Genomic DNA, 16,629 nt, shown 5'->3' with positions numbered 1-16,629 from the left:
TCGCCGACGCCGAAGCCGTCGAAGCCGAGTTCCTCGGCCAGCAGCGCGTTGTCGATCACCTCCCGGAAGCGCTCGTTGGTGGACTTCTGGACGCCGGTCACCGGGTCCGGGGCGTGCACGATGAGGGTGATGGCCAGGAACTTCACGACGCCACCCGCCGGATCTCCGGCTGCCCGGCGAAGGCGTCGGGGCCAGCCTCGGGATGGGCGTCGGGATGGGCCAGGCCGAGGTGCTCGCGGAGCGTGGTGCCGGTGTACTCGTGGCGGAACACACCGCGTTCCTGGAGCAGCGGGACGACGGTGTCGGCGAACGCGTCGAGACCGCCGGGGGTGATGTGCGGGACCAGGATGAAGCCGTCGGCGGCGTCCGTCTGGACGAAGTGGTCGATGGTGTCGGCGACCGTGACCGGGGAGCCGACGAACGACTGGCGGCCGGTGGTCTCGATGACCAGCTCGCGGATCGACAGGTTCTCCGCTTCGGCGCGCTCGCGCCATTCCCTGGCCACGGCGAGCGGGTCGCGGAACGACCGGACGCCGGCCCGGCCGCGGGCGATGGTGTGTTCGCCGGGGTCCGGGTCGATGTCGGGGAGCGGGCCGTCCGGGTCGTACCCGGACAGGTCCCGGTTCCAGACGTGTTCGAGGTACCTGATCGCCGTCCGGCCGCTGACCTGCTGCCGTCGTACCTCACGGGCCAGCTCCTGCGCCTCGGCGTCGGTGTCGCCGAGCACGAAGGTCGCCGCGGGCAGGATCAGGAGCTGGTCGTGGCTCCGGCCGTGACGGGCCAGGCGTCCCTTGACGTCGGTGTAGAAGGCCCGGCCGGCCTCCAGGGTGCTGTGCCTGCTGAAGATGGCGTCCGCGCTGGAGGCGGCGAACTCGCGGCCCTCCTCGGAGTCTCCGGCCTGGAAGATCACCGGGCGGCCCTGCGGGCTGCGCGGGACGTTGAACCGGCCGGCGATGTCGAAGTGCCGCCCGTGGTGGACGAAGGCTCCGGCCCGCGCTCCCTTCAGGAAGATCCCGGACTCCCGGTCGGCGACGATCTCGTCGCCGTGCCACGAGTCGAACAGCTCGATGGCGGTGGACAGGAACTCCTCGGCCCGGGAGTACCGCTGGTCCTCGGGGAGGAAGCCGCCGCGCCGGAAGTTCTCGCCGGTGAAGGCGTCCCAGGAGGTGACGACGTTCCAGGCGGCGCGTCCGCCGGACAGGTGGTCCAGGCTGGCGAACTGGCGGGCCACCTCGTAGGGCTCGTTGAAGGTGGAGTTGATGGTGCCGGTCAGGCCGAGGCGGTCGGTGACGGCGGCGAGCGCGGACAGGACGGTGAAGGTGTCGGGCCGCCCCACCACGTCCAGGTCGTATATCCGGCCGCCCTGTTCGCGCAGCCGCAGTCCCTCGGCGAGGAACAGGAAGTCGAACTTCGCGCGTTCGGCGGTCCGCGCGAAGTGCGCGAACGAGTCGAACTCGATGTGGCTGCCCGCCCGGGGGTCGCTCCACACCGTGGTGTTGTTCACGCCGGGGAAGTGGGCGGCGAGGTGGATCTGCTTCATGGGCTTGCCGTTGGTCGGGTTCGTCGGGTTCGTCGGGTTCGTCATGGTGGTGCGACTCCTGCGGCTCAGACGGCGGCGGCGTAGCGGTTCGCGGGGCGGGCGAGTCCGAGCAGCCCCCGGAGGGTGTCCGCCTCGTAGGCGTGCCGGAAGGCGCCTCGGCTCTGGAGTTCGGGCCCGAGACCCCGCGTGATCTGCTCCAGGTCGTGGCCGATCGCTCCCGGGCGCAGCCGGAAACCGCTCAGCCCGGCCTCACGCAACTCCAGCAGCAGGTCGGCGAGTTGCCGTGGCGTGCCCGTGAACACCTCGGCGTCGCTGGTGAAGGCGTGGCCGGCAAGACCGTCCAGGCGGGCCCTGCGGTCCTCCGCCGCCGCGGGATCGTCGTCCAGGAACACGACCAGGTCGCCGAAGACGTGCAGTCGCTCCCCCGCCCGCCCCGCGGCGTCCTGGGCGGCGCGGATCTCGGCCACGGCGGCACGGGCGTGGCCGGTGTCGCGCGGGGTGACGTACCCGATGTCGGCGGAGCGGCCCACCAGTCGGTACGGCACGCCTTCGTGCGCGAGCGCGCTGACGACCGGCTGGCCCTGCGGCGGCCGTGGGGTGATCGAGGGCCCCCTGACGCGGAAGTGCCGGCCCTCGAAGTCGATGTAGTGCAGCTTGTCGCGGTCGACGAAGCGCCCGGTGGCGACGTCACGGATCTCCGCGTCGTCCTCCCAGCTGTCCCACAGGCGGCGCACCACCTCGACGTGGTCGGCGGCCTCCTCGAACAGCTCGGCGATCAGCTCCCGGGCGGCCGGGGTGTCCCGGTCCTCGGCGCGGAGGGCCGGGAAGGCACGGCGGCCGAAGTGCGCGGCCTCGTTCCGCCGTGCCGTCACCTGGACGCGCAGGCCCGCGCGACCGTTGCTGACGTAGTCCAGGGTGGCGATCGCCTTGGAGATGTGGAACGGCTCGGTGTGGGTGGCCACCACGGTCGGCACCAGTCCGATGTGCCGGGTCAGCGGTGCGACCCGGGCGGCGACCAGCACGGCGTCCAGCCGCCCCCGGACCTGGTCGGTGCGCTCGTCCGGCTCCGTGGGGTGCGAGGACTGCGGCCCGAGCCCGTCCTCGATCGTCACGAAGTCGAGCAGGCCGCGTTCGGCCTCGGTCACGAGGCCGGCCCAGTAGGCGGCGGTGAACAGGTCACGGGGGCGGGCGTCCGGCTCGCGCCATGCGGCCGGGTGCCAGCCGGCGCCGTCCAGCGCCACGGCGAGGTGGAGAGGGGGATGTGCGGACACGAGGAGGGGCCCTTCCTGGTCGGGGCTACTTGTTGGTCTTCGGCAGGCCGGGCGGGTTGATCGCGGACGTGGTCACGGCCTCGTCGGACAGGCCCCAGCGCTGGAGCACCTTCGCGTACGTGCCGTTCTCGATGACGTGGTTGAGCGCGTCGGCGAGCGGCTTGGCCAGGCCGCTGTCCTTCTTGGTGGTGGCGGCGATGAGGCCCTGGAGGGTGGCGCCGGCGCCGGAGTACGTGCCGACCACCTCCGTCTTCCCGGTGGTGGCCGCGTGGTAGGCGGCGGTCGGGTTCGGCCCGAGGTAGAGGTCGATGCGGCCGGACTGCAGGGCGAGGTAGGTGTCGCTGTCGTTCTGGTAGTACTTGATGTCCACCGGCTTGCGGCCGGCCTTGACGTTCTCCTTGCTCCACTCGACGAGCAGCTTCTCCTGGTTGGTGCCGCTGCCCACGGCGACGGTCCGGCCGGCGACGTCCGCGGGCCCGGTGATCTTCAGGCCGCTGCCCTTCTTCGCCTCGAAGCCCAGGTTGTCCTCGCGGTAGGTGGCGAAGTCGTACTTCTCCTTGCGCTCCTCGGTGACGGTGATGTTGCTGAAGCCGACGTCGTACTTGGCGCTGTCCAGGCCGACGAAGATGTTCTCCCAGGAGACCGTGTTGATGTGCGGCTCGAGGCCGAGTACGTCGGCGACCAGGTACGCGATGTCGGGCTCGACTCCGATGACGGTCTTGTTGTCGGTGGCGAAGAAGGTCAGCGGCGCGGCCGAGCCGGAGGAGTCGACGATCTCCAGGGTGCCGCGCTTGCGGATCTCCTCCGGGACGGCGGCGGCTATGGAGTCGACCTTGGCGGTGGTGACGCGGTTCTGGTCGGGGCTCAGGTTGATCTTCACCGTGCCGCCCGACGCGGCCGCGACCTCGGTCGTACCGCCGTCGGAGGGGTTGCCGCAGGCGGCGAGGACGAGGGAGGCGGTCAGTCCCAGGGCCGCGGCGGCGGTGCGGCGGTTGATCGAGGTGGTCATGGACGTGCTCCTTGCGTGGAAGGGGGTGCCCGGAGGAGGTGCCCGGAGGGTGAGGGGTGGTCAGAGGACCTTGGAGAGGAAGGCGCGGGTGCGCTCGTGCCGCGGGTCGTCCAGGACGTCCGCGGGCGGGCCCTGCTCCACGACGACGCCGTCGTCCATGAACACCACGGTGTCGGCGACCTCGCGGGCGAAGCCGATCTCGTGGGTCACGACGATCATGGTGGTGCCGGTGCGGGCCAGGTCCTTGATGACGTCGAGGACCTCGCCGACGAGCTCCGGGTCGAGTGCCGAGGTGGGTTCGTCGAAGAGCAGCACCTTCGGTTCGAGGGCGAGGGCGCGGGCGATGGCCACGCGCTGCTGCTGGCCGCCGGAGAGCTGCCGCGGATAGGCCTCGGTCTTGTCGGCGAGGCCGACGCGGTCGAGGAGCCGGCGGGCGGTCTCCTCCGCTTCCCTGCGCGGGCGGCGCAGCGCGGAGACGGGGGCCTCGATCAGGTTCTCCAGCACGGTCAGGTGCGGGAAGAGGTTGAAGTTCTGGAACACGAACCCGATGTGGGTGCGCTGCTTGAGGACGTCCTTCTCCTTCAGCTCGTACAGCTTGTTGCCGGAGCGGCGGTAGCCGATGAGCTCGTCGTCGATGCTGATCCAGCCCTGGTCGACCTTCTCCAGGTGGTTGATGGTGCGCAGCAGCGTGGACTTCCCGGAGCCGGACGGGCCGAGGATCACGGTGACCTCGCCCGCCCGGACCTGCAGGTCGACGCCGCGCAGCACTTCCAGCGGGCCGAAGCTCTTGTGGACGCCGTGGACGTCGACCATGACGGTGCTCATGAGCTCTCCTTCGTCACGAGGCGCCGGGCCCGCTGGAGCGGGGTGGGCGGCGGGGTGCGGTCGGCGCCCCGGGCGTAGCGGCGCTCCACGTAGTACTGCGCGACCGACAGCAGGGAGGTGAGGAGCACGTACCAGGCGGTGGCGACGAGGAGCAGGGGGATCACCCGGCCGTTGCGGCCGTAGATCACCTGCACCTGGTAGAAGAGCTCGCCGATGGCCATCACGTAGACCACCGAGGTTCCCTTGAGCAGGCCGATGATCTCGTTGCCGGCCGTGGGCAGGATGGCGCGCATGGCCTGTGGCAGCACGATCCGGCGGATCTGCCGCAGCCGGGGGATGCCCAGGGCCGCTGCCGCCTCCCGCTGTCCGTGGTCCACGGCGATGACGCCGCCGCGCACGATCTCGGCCGCGTAGGCGGCCTGGTGCAGCGTCAGTCCGATGACGGCGGCGCCGATGGTGCCGATGAGGCTGTTGCTGTCGACGGACCAGAACACCGGCCCGAAGGGGATGCCGACGCCCAACTCCTCGTACAGGGCGCTCAGGTTGAACCAGAACACCAGCTGGACGATCATCGGGATGGACCGGAAGATCCAGATGTACGACCAGGCGACGGTCTGCAGCACCGGGCTGTGCGACAGCCGCATGAACGCCAGGACGGTGCCGAGGAGGAAGCCGAGCACGGTGGCGTACGCGGTGAGCTGGAGGGTCACCCACACCGCCTGGACGATCGTCTCGGACAGGAAGTAGGCGCGGAAGACGTCCCACTCCCAGACCGGGTTGGTGGCCAGGCCGTGCGCGAACTGGGCGACCAGCACGATCACGGCGACGGCCGCCGCCCAGCGGGCGTAGTGCCGGGCGGGGACGACCGTGAGCGAGTCCGGGGCGTCCGGGGCGGGTCGTGTCCCGGGGCCGGTGCCCGGGGATGGCGCGCCCGGTGGCGCGGAGGCGGAGCCTGTGGTGAGTGCCATGGTGGTGTTCCTGCTCGACTCTTATCCGTGCTCGGGCGGGTTGATCCGGGACGTGTCGATCGCGGAGGCCGTGGTGCCCCACTTCCCGAGGATCCGGGCGTATGTGCCGTCCTTGATCAGCTCGTTGACGGCGGCCTGGAAGGCCTTGGTGAGCGGGGAGCCCTTCGTGAAGGCGAAGCCGACGTCGAGGCGGTGGTACTCGCCGAGGAAGGTGGTCTGCGCGGCGGGCTGTGCCGCCTGGTAGCGCAGGCCGTTGATGGTCGACATGACGACGTCGATGCGGCCCTGCTGGAGCGCGGTCTGCGTCGCCCCGTTCTCCGAGTAGACCTTGACGTCGTACGGCTTCTTGCCGGCCTCGGCGCAGACTCCCTTCTGTGCGGTGAGGGTCGCCTCGAAGGTGGTGCCGGCGCCGGTGCCGATGTTCAGCCCGCACAGCTGGGTGAGGTCGGTGACCTTCGTCGTGAGCGTGGTGTCGCCCTTCTTCACCGCGAAGCCCTGGCCGTCGTTGATGTAGGTGACGAAGTCGACGGTCTTCAGGCGTTCGGTGGTGACGCCGAAGTTGCCGGTGCCGACGTCGTACTTGCCGCTGCCGAGGGCGGGCAGGATCGTCTCGAAGGAGGCGTCCTGCCGCTCCAGCCTCACGCCGAGGACCTTGGCCACCGCGTCGGCGATGTCGATGTCCTGGCCGGCGGGCGGCTTGTCCTGCCCGTTCGGGTAGTACGCGCCGGGCGGGGATCCGATCGAGCTGCCGATCCGCAGCGTGCCGGCCTTGCGTACGTCGGCGGGCAGCAGGGCGGCGACGGAGTCCACCTTGCCCACGGCGGCGACCGGGTCGTCGGCCGGTGCCGGGGATGCCTGGGCGCCCGCCGGTGTGGTGCCGGGGGTGTCGCCGGAGCCGCAGGCGGTCAGCGCCAGGAGGGGCAGCAGCGCGGTGGTGGCGACGCCGCGCAGTCGGCGCAGGTGTGTCGCTCTGTCAGGGACGCTCACAGGTGTGCTGCCTTTCCTTGGGGTGTTGCGGTCGGCAGGTGCTTTTCGAAGGGCAGCGGGCCGATGGTCTCCGGGTCGGCCTCCGTGTCGAACAGCGGCGCGTAGCCGGTGGCCAGGTACAGGTCGCGGGCCTCGGGCTGGCGCGGGCCGGTGGTCAGGTAGATCCGCCGGTAGCCGCGGGCGCCCGCCTCGCCCTCCAGTTCGGCGACGACTCGGCGGGCGAGGCCCCGCCGCCGGTGGGCGGAGTGCGTCCAGATCCGCTTCAGTTCGGCGGTGGTCGCGTCGTACCGGCGGAAGGCGCCGCCCGCGACCGGCTCGCCGTGTTCGAGGAGCAGGAGCAGGACGCCTCCGTGCGGGGCGGTGAACTCCTCGTCGGGGTAGCGGGAGATCTCGGCGTGCGCGTCCTTGCCGTAGCGCCGGGTGTACTCGTCGCCGAGTTCCCGCAGCAGCGGCCGGACCCGGGGATCGGAGACGGGGACCTGGACCACCGTCAGCTCCGGGGCGTGGGTCATCAGCGCACCGCCGCGAGGGTGCCGCGTGCCGTGCGCTCGGCGTCGCGCTTGGCGACCTCCTCGCGGACGATCGGGATCACGTACCGGCCGAAGTCGACGGCGTCGCCCAGGAGGTCGTAGCCGCGGGCGGAGAGGATGTCGACGCCGAGGTCGTAGTAGTCGAGCAGTGCCTGGGCGACCGTTTCCGGTGTACCGACCAGGGCGTTGGAGTTGCCGGACCCTCCGGTCGCGGCGGCGGTCGGCGTCCACAGCGCGCGGTCGTAGCGCTCCCCCGCCTCGGCGATGGCGATCAGCCGCTGCGAGCCGGTGTTCTCCGGGCTCTCCCGGGTCCCTCTGCGGTGGTGCCGCACCAGACCCGCCTCGCGCCGCTCGCGGATCGCGCCGACCGTGCGGTGGGCCTTCTCCCACGCCAGCTCCTCGGTCGGGGCGATGATCGGGCGGAACGCCACCTGGATGCGGGGGACGTCCGTGCGGCCCGCTGTCCTGGCGGCGGCCTTCACGGCCTCGATCTGCTCGGCGGTCTCGGCCAGGGGCTCGCCCCACAGGCAGTAGATGTCGGCCTCGGCGCCCCCGGCGGCGTACGCCGCGGCTGACGAGCCGCCGAACGAGACACCGGGGCGGGGCTGTTGGACGGGGAAGACGTCGCTGACGAAGTCGTGGAAGCGGTAGTGCTCGCCCTCGTGGTCGAAGGCCTCGTGGGTGGTCCAGATCTTCTTGACGATCCGGATGTACTCGCGGGTGCGGGCGTAGCGCTCGTCCTTGGTGAGGAAGTCGCCCTCGCGGCCCTGCTCGTGGTCGTTGCCGCCGGTGATGAAGTGGACGGTCAGCCGGCCTTCACTGATCCGGTCGAGGGTGGCGAAGGTCTTGGCGGCGAAGGTGGGGTACGAGACGTTGGGCCGGTGGGCGAGCAGGATCCCGAGGCGGTCCAGCCTGCTCGCGACGTAGGCGGCGGCCGGCGCGGGGTCGGCCGAACCGGAACCGTAGGCGAACAGCACGCGGTCCCAGCCGTGGTCCTCGTGCGCCCGGGCGAGCCGGAGCGTGTACTCCTTGTCGAAGGCCGCGCCGGAGCGCGGGGTGGTTTCGGAGCCGTCGTTGGTGGCGGCGATGCCAAGGAACTCCACGGGCATGGGAGATGGCCTTTCCTCAGGTCCTACGGTCCGGGACGTGGTGCGGCGGCACGCGGGCACGCGGCCACGGCGGAGTGGCGGCGGCGGAGTGGCGGAGGCGGTGCGGCAGGGCTCGCAGGGGCGTCCGCACGCCGGCTCGGCATAGGGGCGCGAGCGGGAGCGTGCGACGGTGCCACGAGAGGATCGCCTCGGCCCGCGACGGCGTCACCGAGGGAAGGAAGGGCCGGTCAGACGGCCCGCTGCCGCGTCAGGCGCAACACGCCGCGGACCACACCCGACCGAAGTCGATGTGGCCACGGGTGACCAGGCGCTGCTCGGCATTCATGCGACCAATTGAGCAGCACATCGCGCTTCTCGTCAACCACGGCCCGGATGACGGACCGGTGCCGGGCGGTTCCGGGGCGGCCGCCCGCGGCGCGAATGATGAACGGCGTACTTCAGGCGCATGTCGAGGAATTCGGAATTGAGACGGGGCCGTTTCTCGCATTGACGTGGCCGATTCCCGCTGCCAGCCTCGTTGGCGTGAGCCGGTCTGCGAACCTCGGCACGCGGCTGCACGCCGGTCTCCGGCGGCACGCCTGCGCTCCCTCCGCGTTCCTCCGCGCCTGTTAGACGACCCGTCGGCGGGCACGTCACAGGCCACAGCCCCGCACGCCCCCGCTCGCGTGCGGCGCGTTCCCTGCTCCTCTTTCCCCGCCCTTTCCCTGGTTCCTCGCATTCTCCGGAATTCGGCGGCGCGATCTCCGCTGCGATTCCGCATTCGTCCCCACTCTGAACAGGACGTTCCGATGAGCACGTTGTCCCCGACGAACCGACGCCAGTTCCTCGCCCTGCTCGGCCTCTCGGCCGTCGCGGTCGGATGCGGCACGGCCGCGGGTAGCGGCGGCTCCGCCAAGGGCGGCACCAAGACGCTCCGCTACCAGGGCTGGACCGGCCAGGTCACCCCCGCCGAACTCGCGCAGGACCTCGGCCACCTGGAGGACGTGAGACTGGAGTGGGTCGGCAACACCATCAGCGGCCCGCAGGACATCCAGTCGGCAGCCACCGGCCAGGTCGACTTCGGTGGCGCGTTCAACGGCGCGGTGGTGAAGCTCGCGGCCGGCGGCGCGCCGATCAAGGCGGTCATCAGCTACTACGGCTCCGACGAGCACGCGTACAGCGGCTACTACGTCCTCGCCGACAGCCCCCTCCGCTCCGCCCGCGACCTCGTCGGCAAGAAGGTCGGCATGAACACCCTCGGCGCGCACTCCGAGGCCATGCTGGACATCTACCTGCAGCGCGGCGGGCTGTCCTCGGCGGACGCCGGCAAGGTCGAGCCCCTCGTCGTGCCTCCCGTGAACACCGAACAGTCGCTGCGCCAGCGGCAGATCGACGTGGCCGTGCTCGGCGGCGTACTGCGGGACAAGGCCCTGGCCAACGGCGGGCTGCGGCCGCTGTTCACCGACCACCAGCTCCTGGGCTCGTTCAGCGCCGGCACGTACGTCATGACCGAGCGCTTCATCAGACAGAACCCCGACACGGTACGGACCTTCGTCACCGGCGTCGGCCGGGCGCTCGACTGGTCGCGCACCACCCCGCGCGACGAGGTCGTCGCCCGGATGACGGAGATCGTCCGGAAGCGGAAGCGGAACGAGGACGCCGGCGCCCTGCGCTACTGGAAGTCGTACGGCGTGGCCGAGCCCGGCGGGCGCATCTCGGGCGAGGACCTCCGGCTCTGGATCGACTGGCTGGCCGAGCGCGGGGACGTCGACCGGGGCCGGGTCCGTCTCGACGCCCTCTACACCAACGACTTCAACCGCAACGGGAGGTGACCGCGTGACCGCCGCGCACACAGCAAAGATCGTCTTCGACGGGGTGGGCAAGGAGTTCTGCGTCAAGGGCAAGGACGGCGCCCGCTCGGTCGTCACCGCGCTCGACGGTGTCGACCTGACCGTCGGCGCCGGTGAGTTCCTCGTCGTCGTGGGACCCAGCGGCTGCGGGAAGTCGTCCCTCCTCGACCTCCTCGGCGGCCTGTCCCGGCCCACGTCGGGCCGCATCCTCCTCGACGGCTCCCCCGTGACCGGTCCGGGCCTCGACCGGGGCATCGTGTTCCAGCAGTACGCGCTGCTGCCCTGGCGCACCGCCCAGGGCAACGTCGAGTTCGGGCTCGAGGCCGTCGGCGTCCCCCGGCGCGAACGGGCCGCACGGGCACGGGAGTTCCTGGACCTCGTGGGGCTGACCGGGTTCGAGGGGCGGCATCCGCACGAGCTGTCGGGCGGGATGCGGCAGCGCGTCGCCATCGCGCGCAGCCTGGCGTACGACCCCGACGTGCTGCTGATGGACGAGCCCTTCGCGGCGCTGGACGCCCAGACCCGGGAGTCCCTCCAGGACGAGCTGCTGCGCATCTGGCGGGCCACCGGCAAGACGGTCGTCTTCATCACGCACGGCATCGACGAGGCCGTGCACCTGGGGCAGCGGGTGGCCGTGATGACCTCCCGGCCCGGCCGGATCAAGGAGGTCGTGCCGGTCGACCTGCCGGCCCCGGCGGACGGCGACGACCCACGTTCCAGCCCCGAGTTCGCCCGCTACCGGCACCACGTCTGGTCCCTGCTCCGCGACGAGGTGTCCCGGGCCCAGCAGGAGGAAAGGGAAGGAGTCGCCGTATGAGTACCGTGACCACCGAGGCCGGTACCGGCCTCGCCGCCCGCCCCGGGGCAGCGCCCCCGAAGACCGCAGCCCCGGCCCCGGCGCGTCCCGTGCGGTCCCGGCGGTGGCCAGGGCGCCGGCTGGCGTACGGGCTCGTCAGGGCCGGCACCAGGTCGGCGGCCGTCGTGGCGCTGCTCCTGCTGTGGGAGACCGCGCCCCGGCTGGGCCTCGTCGACCGGACGTTCCTCCCTCCGTTCAGCGAGGTCGCCCAGGCGTGGTGGCGGCTCGCCGCCGACGGGCAGCTCGCCGAGAACGCGCGGGCCAGCCTCGCCCGGTCCCTCAGCGGCTTCGGGATCGCGGTGTCGCTCGCCGTACCGCTCGGCCTGCTGATCGGCTGGTACCGGCCGGTGGCGGACCTCCTCGGGCCGCTGCTCGAGGTCTTCCGGAACACCGCCGCCCTCGCCCTGCTGCCGGTGTTCGTGCTGTTGCTCGGCATCGGCGAGACGTCCAAGGTCTCGATCGTCGTGTACGCCTGCACCTGGCCCGTGCTGCTCAGCACCATCAGCGCCGTACGGTCCGTGGACCCGACCCTGCTCCGGCTGGCCCGGTCGCTCGACCTGCCCGCGGTACGGCTGTTCCAGAAGGTGATCCTCCCGGCCTCGGTGCCGGCGGTGTTCACCGGCGTCCGGCTCGCGGGAGCCGTGTCCATCCTGGTCCTGGTCGCCGCCGAGATGATCGGCGCCAAGGCGGGTCTCGGCTATCTGATCAACGCCTCGCAGTACAACTTCGCCATCCCGCAGATGTACGCCGGGATCATCACGATCTCCGCGATCGGCGTGGTCTTCAACCAGCTCCTCGTCGCCCTGGAGCGGCGGCTCAGCTCCTGGCGCGTCCCCGCCAACGGCTGAACCACGCCTTGCCGCCCGCCCCGTAGTCGCCTCGGCGGACTCCGGCGCCCACGAGGCCACCAGGGCCCGGTGGATCGCCGGGTCCCCGCTCACCCACCTAGGACACTGCCATGCCCGGATCACCGCCCCGTCACCTGCACCTCAACGCCTTCCTGATGAACGCCGGCCACCACGACGCCGCCTGGCGGCACCCCCGCACGACCCCGGAGCGCGTCACCGATCTGAGGTACTTCCAGGAGCTGGCCCGGACCGCCGAGCGCGGGCTGCTCGACTCGGTGTTCCTCGCCGACGGGCTCGCCCTGTGGGGCAACGCCCGGTACAACGCTCTCGGCGGCTTCGAGCCGCTCACCCTCCTGTCGGCGCTGGCCGTCGCCACCGAGCGCATCGGGCTCATCGCCACCGTCTCGACCACGTTCAACGAACCGTTCACCACGGCCCGCGCGTTCGCCTCCCTCGATCACCTCAGCGGCGGTCGGGCCGGCTGGAACATCGTGACGTCCGGGAGCGTCGACGAGGCCCGCAACTTCGGCCGCGACGAACACCTGGAACACGGCCTGCGCTACGAGCGGGCCCGGGAGTTCGTCGACGTCGCCGTCAAGCTCTGGGACAGCTGGGCCGACGACGCGATCGTCCTCGACCGCGCGGGCGGCGTCTACGCGGACACCGACAAGGTCCGGCCGATCGACCACCGGGGGACGCACTTCCGAGTACGCGGCCCGCTGAACGTGCCCCGCTCCCCGCAGGGGCACCCGCTGCTGGTGCAGGCGGGATCCTCGGAGGACGGCAAGGAGTTCGCGGTCCGGTACGCGGAGGCGGTGTTCACCGCGCAGCAGACCCTGGCCGACGCCCAGGCGTTCTACCAGGACCTCAAGGGCAGGGTGGCCCGTCACGGCCGGGCCGAGGACGAGGTGAGGATCCTGCCCGGCATCTGCCCCGTCATCGGCTCGACGGAGGCTGAGGCCCGCGCCCTGGAACAGGAGCTCACCGACCTCCAGGTGCCGGAGTACGGCCTCGCCCAGCTCTCCGGGATGCTCGGAACCGACCTGACCGGCCTGCCGCTGGACGGCCCGCTGCCCGAACTGCCGGCCGAACGCGACATCAACGGCAACAAGAGCCGCTTCACGCTCGTCGCCGAACTCGCCCGGCGCGACGGGCTCACCCTGCGCGAGCTGATCGCCCGGCTCGGCGGCGGACGCGGCCACCGGGTCGTCGCCGGCACCGCCGAGCAGATCGCCGACCAGCTCCAGGAGTGGTTCGCCCAGGGCGCGGCCGACGGGTTCAACATCATGCCGCCGTACCTGCCCGGCGGGCTCGACCACTTCGTGGACCAGGTCGTCCCGATCCTCCAGGCCCGCGGTCTGTTCCGCACCGAGTACACCGGCCGCACCCTGCGGGAGCACTACGGGCTGCCGCGGCCGACGGCCGCCACGGCCCCCGCGCCCGCAGCGGCCGTCCACGCCGGAGCGACGGCCTGACCAGCGCCGCGCCCGGCCCCACCACACCACCGACGCCTTCGCCCCAGCTCATCACCTTCTGGAAGGACGACCTGGCATGACCATCGCATCCACCACCTCGGGCGCGCCCACCGCGCCCACCACGCCCACCACGGCGGCCGAGCCGACCGGCCCGACCGGCTTCGAGCTCCGCCGGATCGGGGGCCGCATCGGCGCCGAGATCGACGGCCTGGACCTGGCGGACGACCTCGCCCCGCACACCGTCGCTGCGCTCAACGCGGCCCTGCTGGAGCACAAGGTCCTCGTCTTCCGCGAGCAGCACCTCGACGACGACGGTCAGCTGCGCTTCGCCTCCCTCTTCGGCAGGTTGACGGCCGCCCACCCCACTGTGCCCGCCGTCGACGGGCGGCCGGAGATCCTGCCGGTGGACGGTGACGGGGGCATCCGCGCCAACCACTGGCACACGGACGTCACCTTCGTCCGCACGCCGCCCAAGGCGTCCACCCTGCGGGCCCTCGTCGTCCCGCCGTACGGCGGCAACACCCTGATCGCCAACGCCGCCGCGGCCTACCGGGACCTGCCGGAGCCGCTGCGCGAGCTCGCCGACCGGCTCTGGGCGGTGCACACCAACGCGTACGACTACGCCGAGCCGAAGAACGAGAAGGCCGCCGAGCACCGCAAGCGGTTCGTCTCACGGCGCTACCGCACCGCCCATCCCGTCGTGCGCGTCCACCCCGAGAGCGGCGAACGGGGCCTGTTCATCGGCGGGTTCGCGCAGAGCCTGGTCGGGTTCGGCCCGGCGGAGTCGCGGGTCCTGCTGGGGCTCCTCCAGTCGTACGTCACCCGGCCCGAGAACCTGGTGCGGATCTCCTGGAACGTCGGCGACCTGGTGCTGTTCGACAACCGCATCACCCAGCACTACGCGCCGGACGACTACGGCGACCAGCCTCGGCTCCTGCACCGCGTCACCGTCGCCGGGGACGTCCCCGCCGGGGTCGACGGCGCCCTCAGCCACGTCGTCGAGGGCGACGACGCCGCCCACTACACGCCCCTGCCGGCCTGACCGGCCCGCACGGAGCAGCCGACGGCCCCGGTCCGCCAGGCGGACCGGGGCCGCGCCGCGAGGATCCGGGCGGGTCCCCGCCCGCCCGACCCACCGCGACCGGCGGCGCGACCTGCGGGATAATGCCCACATGCGGATCTCAGCCAGGGCGGACTACGCGGTACGGGCCGCCCTCCTCCTCGCCGGCGCCCCCGAGGGCGGCCCCCTGAAGGCGGAGGCCATCGCCGAGGCACAGGAGATCCCGCACAAGTTCCTCGAAGGCATCCTCAACGACATGCGCCGCGGCGGGCTGGTGCTCAGCCAGCGCGGCGCGAGCGGCGGCTACCGGCTGGCCAGGGCCGCCGAGGACATCTCCGTCGCCGACGTGGTGCGGGCGGTCGACGGCCCGCTGGTCTCCGTACGCGGCGTGCGCCCGCCGGAGCTCTCGTACAACGGTCCCGCGGAGGCCCTGCTGCCGCTGTGGGTCGCCCTGCGAGCGAACGTCCGCCAGATCCTGGAAGGCGTCTCGCTGGCGGACATCGCCTCGGGCGAGCTCCCCGGCTTCGTGCACTCCTTGGCGCAGGACCCGACGGCCTGGACCAATCCCTGACCCGAGAGGCGCACCCAGCCCCTCGGGCTGAGCTGCGGTTTCTCGGATCGTAAGACGAGATCGTCCACTATGCGAAATCCCTCTTGGGGCCGAAACTCGCCTCTGCCACTATGCCTATCAGTCAGGTGGGAAAACTAGGGATTCCGCTCCGGGAGGTGACGGCCGTGCGCACGCTCAAGCAGCTACACGACGCGCTCCCGCCCTCCCTTCTCACCTCCCGCCGGCACATCGACCTCGGCCGCACGTCCAGCGCCATCTGTCTGCCGTTCTGAGGCCGTTCAGCGGATCCGTCCCCCGCTCCACAGAACACCGCCGCCGCCCTTCGCACCCCCGCCCCCGCCCCCGCAAGGGCCGCCGACCGCCGAGGGCGCGCGTCGCGCATCTCCGCACTTCCCTGAAACCCTTTCCCTGAAAGGACACCTCCGTGTCTGCCGCAAGACCGCTCACCACCCTGCGCACCATCGCCGCCGTCGCGGCGCTCCCTCTCCTGCTCACCGCCTGCGGCTACGGCTCCCAGGCGACCGAGGACGACGAGCAGCCCAAGGTCGCGGCCGACGCCAAGAAGCTCTCCGCGGGTGAAGTGCGGATCGGCTACTTCCCCAACCTGACCCACGCCACCGCTCTCGTGGGCGTCCAGGAGGGACTGCTCCAGAAGGAGCTCGGCGGCACCACGATCAAGCCCTCGACCTTCAACGCCGGCCCGTCCGAGATCGAGGCGCTGAACGCCGGCTCGATCGACATCGGCTTCATCGGCCCCTCCCCCGCCATCAACGGCTACACCAAGTCCAAGGGCCAGAACCTGAGGATCATCTCCGGTTCCGCCTCGGGCGGTGTGAAGCTGGTGGTCAACCCGGAGAAGATCAAGACGGTCGACGACGTCAAGGGCAAGCGGATCGCCACCCCGCAGCTCGGCAACACCCAGGACGTCGCCTTCCTGCACTGGGTGTCCGAGAAGGGCTGGAAGGTCGACTCGCAGTCCGGCAAGGGCGACGTCTCCGTGCTGCGCACGGACAACAAGGTGACGCCGGACGCCTACAAGTCGGGTTCCATCGACGGCGCCTGGGTGCCGGAGCCGACCGCGTCGAAGCTGGTCAGCCAGGGCGGGAAGGTCCTCCTCGACGAGTCCGACCTGTGGCCCGAGAAGAAGTTCGTCATCACCAACATCATCGTGCGCCAGGCCTTCCTCAAGGAGCACCCGGACGTCGTCGAAGCCGTGCTGCGCGGCACGGTGAAGACCAACGCGTGGATCACCGCCAACCCGGACAAGGCCAAGGAGTCGGTGAACGCGGCGCTGAAGAAGGAGACCGGAAAGCCGCTGTCCGCCAAGGTGATCGACGCCGCCTGGCCGTCCATCACCATCACCGACGACCCGCTCGCCGCCACCCTCCAGGCGCAGGCGGACCACGCGGTGGACGCGGGGCTGCTGAAGAAGCCCGAGCTGGCAGGCATCTACGACCTCACGCTGCTCAACAAGGTGCTCAAGGCCGAAGGCAAGCCCGAGGTCGCCGACGCCGGTCTCGGCGCCAAGTAAAGCCGTAGCGGCGCAGCCCGAACTCCCAGGAGATGACGACCATGGCCACGACCACGACGCTCGCCAGGGCCGAGGACAGTACGGCGGTGACCCACGCCGCCCGGATCGAGCACGTCTCGAAGTCGTTCGGCGGTCCCGCCGGCGCACAGCTCGTCCTCGACGACATCTCGCTCGACGTCGCCCCCGGCGAGTTCGTCACCCTCCTGGGAGCCTCGGGCTG

General features: G+C 71.5%; 16 protein-coding genes and 2 pseudogenes. 9 read left to right on the top strand and 9 right to left on the bottom strand.

Going from position 1 to position 16,629, the window contains the following annotated elements:
• The 9 genes and pseudogenes from ACFY8W_RS37960 to ACFY8W_RS37920 form a co-directional block, all read right to left on the bottom strand.
• A pseudogene (locus tag ACFY8W_RS37960) lies at nucleotides 1-146 on the bottom strand (LLM class flavin-dependent oxidoreductase); the annotation flags it as partial.
• Nucleotides 143-1,585 (bottom strand): NtaA/DmoA family FMN-dependent monooxygenase, encoded by a 1,443-nt coding sequence (locus ACFY8W_RS37955; RefSeq protein ID WP_391115743.1) that lies wholly within the window; start codon nucleotides 1,583-1,585, stop codon nucleotides 143-145. The pseudogene ACFY8W_RS37960 and the gene ACFY8W_RS37955, both read right to left, overlap by 4 nt.
• 20 nt (nucleotides 1,586-1,605) lie before the next feature.
• Complete coding sequence (locus ACFY8W_RS37950; RefSeq protein WP_391115742.1) at nucleotides 1,606-2,811, bottom strand: LLM class flavin-dependent oxidoreductase; 1,206 nt, start codon at nucleotides 2,809-2,811, stop codon at nucleotides 1,606-1,608.
• 25 nt (nucleotides 2,812-2,836) lie between these two features.
• Nucleotides 2,837-3,820: a transporter substrate-binding domain-containing protein gene (locus tag ACFY8W_RS37945; RefSeq protein WP_391115741.1), complete on the bottom strand. Its 984-nt coding sequence runs from the start codon at nucleotides 3,818-3,820 to the stop codon at nucleotides 2,837-2,839.
• 60 nt (nucleotides 3,821-3,880) lie between these two features.
• Nucleotides 3,881-4,645 (bottom strand): ATP-binding cassette domain-containing protein, encoded by a 765-nt coding sequence (locus ACFY8W_RS37940; protein ID WP_391115740.1) that lies wholly within the window; start codon nucleotides 4,643-4,645, stop codon nucleotides 3,881-3,883.
• Complete coding sequence (locus tag ACFY8W_RS37935; RefSeq protein ID WP_391115739.1) at nucleotides 4,642-5,613, bottom strand: ABC transporter permease subunit; 972 nt, start codon at nucleotides 5,611-5,613, stop codon at nucleotides 4,642-4,644. The genes ACFY8W_RS37940 and ACFY8W_RS37935 overlap by 4 nt, the downstream gene beginning before the upstream one ends.
• 21 nt (nucleotides 5,614-5,634) lie before the next feature.
• Nucleotides 5,635-6,600, bottom strand: a complete 966-nt coding sequence (locus tag ACFY8W_RS37930; RefSeq protein WP_391115738.1) for a transporter substrate-binding domain-containing protein — start codon at nucleotides 6,598-6,600, stop codon at nucleotides 5,635-5,637.
• The gene (locus ACFY8W_RS37925; RefSeq protein ID WP_391115737.1) at nucleotides 6,597-7,112 is read right to left on the bottom strand and encodes a GNAT family N-acetyltransferase; all 516 of its coding nucleotides are present in this window, start codon (nucleotides 7,110-7,112) and stop codon (nucleotides 6,597-6,599) included. The genes ACFY8W_RS37930 and ACFY8W_RS37925 overlap by 4 nt, the downstream gene beginning before the upstream one ends.
• Nucleotides 7,112-8,239, bottom strand: a complete 1,128-nt coding sequence (locus tag ACFY8W_RS37920; protein WP_391115736.1) for an LLM class flavin-dependent oxidoreductase — start codon at nucleotides 8,237-8,239, stop codon at nucleotides 7,112-7,114. The genes ACFY8W_RS37925 and ACFY8W_RS37920 overlap by 1 nt, the downstream gene beginning before the upstream one ends.
• Nucleotides 8,240-9,027: 788 nt before the next feature.
• Between ACFY8W_RS37920 and ACFY8W_RS37915 the strand changes: the two genes are divergently transcribed.
• From ACFY8W_RS37915 to ACFY8W_RS37875, 9 genes and pseudogenes are all read left to right on the top strand, one after another.
• Nucleotides 9,028-10,050 (top strand): ABC transporter substrate-binding protein, encoded by a 1,023-nt coding sequence (locus ACFY8W_RS37915; protein ID WP_391115735.1) that lies wholly within the window; start codon nucleotides 9,028-9,030, stop codon nucleotides 10,048-10,050.
• Between the two features lie 4 nt (nucleotides 10,051-10,054).
• Nucleotides 10,055-10,885, top strand: a complete 831-nt coding sequence (locus ACFY8W_RS37910; protein WP_391115734.1) for an ATP-binding cassette domain-containing protein — start codon at nucleotides 10,055-10,057, stop codon at nucleotides 10,883-10,885.
• Complete coding sequence (locus ACFY8W_RS37905) at nucleotides 10,882-11,772, top strand: ABC transporter permease subunit (protein ID WP_391115733.1); 891 nt, start codon at nucleotides 10,882-10,884, stop codon at nucleotides 11,770-11,772. The genes ACFY8W_RS37910 and ACFY8W_RS37905 overlap by 4 nt, the downstream gene beginning before the upstream one ends.
• A 110-nt stretch (nucleotides 11,773-11,882) precedes the next feature.
• Nucleotides 11,883-13,247, top strand: coding sequence for an NtaA/DmoA family FMN-dependent monooxygenase (locus ACFY8W_RS37900; protein ID WP_391115732.1), 1,365 nt, complete (start codon nucleotides 11,883-11,885; stop codon nucleotides 13,245-13,247).
• Nucleotides 13,248-13,323: 76 nt separating this feature from the next.
• The gene (locus tag ACFY8W_RS37895) at nucleotides 13,324-14,289 is read left to right on the top strand and encodes a TauD/TfdA family dioxygenase (protein WP_391115731.1); all 966 of its coding nucleotides are present in this window, start codon (nucleotides 13,324-13,326) and stop codon (nucleotides 14,287-14,289) included.
• Nucleotides 14,290-14,419: 130 nt separating this feature from the next.
• Complete coding sequence (locus ACFY8W_RS37890; protein ID WP_391115730.1) at nucleotides 14,420-14,878, top strand: Rrf2 family transcriptional regulator; 459 nt, start codon at nucleotides 14,420-14,422, stop codon at nucleotides 14,876-14,878.
• A gap of 164 nt (nucleotides 14,879-15,042) precedes the next feature.
• A complete protein-coding gene (locus ACFY8W_RS37885) occupies nucleotides 15,043-15,150 on the top strand; it encodes a putative leader peptide (RefSeq protein WP_391115729.1) in 108 nt (35 codons plus the stop codon).
• A gap of 152 nt (nucleotides 15,151-15,302) precedes the next feature.
• A complete protein-coding gene (locus ACFY8W_RS37880) occupies nucleotides 15,303-16,409 on the top strand; it encodes an aliphatic sulfonate ABC transporter substrate-binding protein (RefSeq protein ID WP_391115728.1) in 1,107 nt (368 codons plus the stop codon).
• A 32-nt stretch (nucleotides 16,410-16,441) separates the two neighbouring features.
• A pseudogene (locus tag ACFY8W_RS37875) lies at nucleotides 16,442-16,629 on the top strand (ABC transporter ATP-binding protein); the annotation flags it as partial.

The sequence above is a fragment of the Streptomyces sp. NPDC012637 genome (assembly GCF_042954805.1).
In the GTDB taxonomy this organism is placed as follows: domain Bacteria; phylum Actinomycetota; class Actinomycetes; order Streptomycetales; family Streptomycetaceae; genus Streptomyces.
The sequence above is the reverse complement of the archived record's forward strand: the minus strand, read 5'-3'. Positions and strand labels throughout refer to the sequence as shown.

Excerpts from the sequence above, each read along its gene's own strand:
- ACFY8W_RS37920 (WP_391115736.1), bottom strand. The coding sequence starts at position 8,239 with ATGCCCGTGGAGTTCCTTGGCATCGCCGCCACCAACGACGGCTCCGAA.
- ACFY8W_RS37935 (WP_391115739.1), bottom strand. The coding sequence starts at position 5,613 with ATGGCACTCACCACAGGCTCCGCCTCCGCGCCACCGGGCGCGCCATCC.
- ACFY8W_RS37915 (WP_391115735.1), top strand. The coding sequence starts at position 9,028 with ATGAGCACGTTGTCCCCGACGAACCGACGCCAGTTCCTCGCCCTGCTC.
- ACFY8W_RS37895 (WP_391115731.1), top strand. The coding sequence starts at position 13,324 with ATGACCATCGCATCCACCACCTCGGGCGCGCCCACCGCGCCCACCACG.
- ACFY8W_RS37900 (WP_391115732.1), top strand. The coding sequence starts at position 11,883 with ATGCCCGGATCACCGCCCCGTCACCTGCACCTCAACGCCTTCCTGATG.
- ACFY8W_RS37905 (WP_391115733.1), top strand. The coding sequence starts at position 10,882 with ATGAGTACCGTGACCACCGAGGCCGGTACCGGCCTCGCCGCCCGCCCC.
- ACFY8W_RS37955 (WP_391115743.1), bottom strand. The coding sequence starts at position 1,585 with ATGACGAACCCGACGAACCCGACGAACCCGACCAACGGCAAGCCCATG.
- ACFY8W_RS37940 (WP_391115740.1), bottom strand. The coding sequence starts at position 4,645 with ATGAGCACCGTCATGGTCGACGTCCACGGCGTCCACAAGAGCTTCGGC.
- ACFY8W_RS37890 (WP_391115730.1), top strand. The coding sequence starts at position 14,420 with ATGCGGATCTCAGCCAGGGCGGACTACGCGGTACGGGCCGCCCTCCTC.
- ACFY8W_RS37945 (WP_391115741.1), bottom strand. The coding sequence starts at position 3,820 with ATGACCACCTCGATCAACCGCCGCACCGCCGCCGCGGCCCTGGGACTG.
- ACFY8W_RS37925 (WP_391115737.1), bottom strand. The coding sequence starts at position 7,112 with ATGACCCACGCCCCGGAGCTGACGGTGGTCCAGGTCCCCGTCTCCGAT.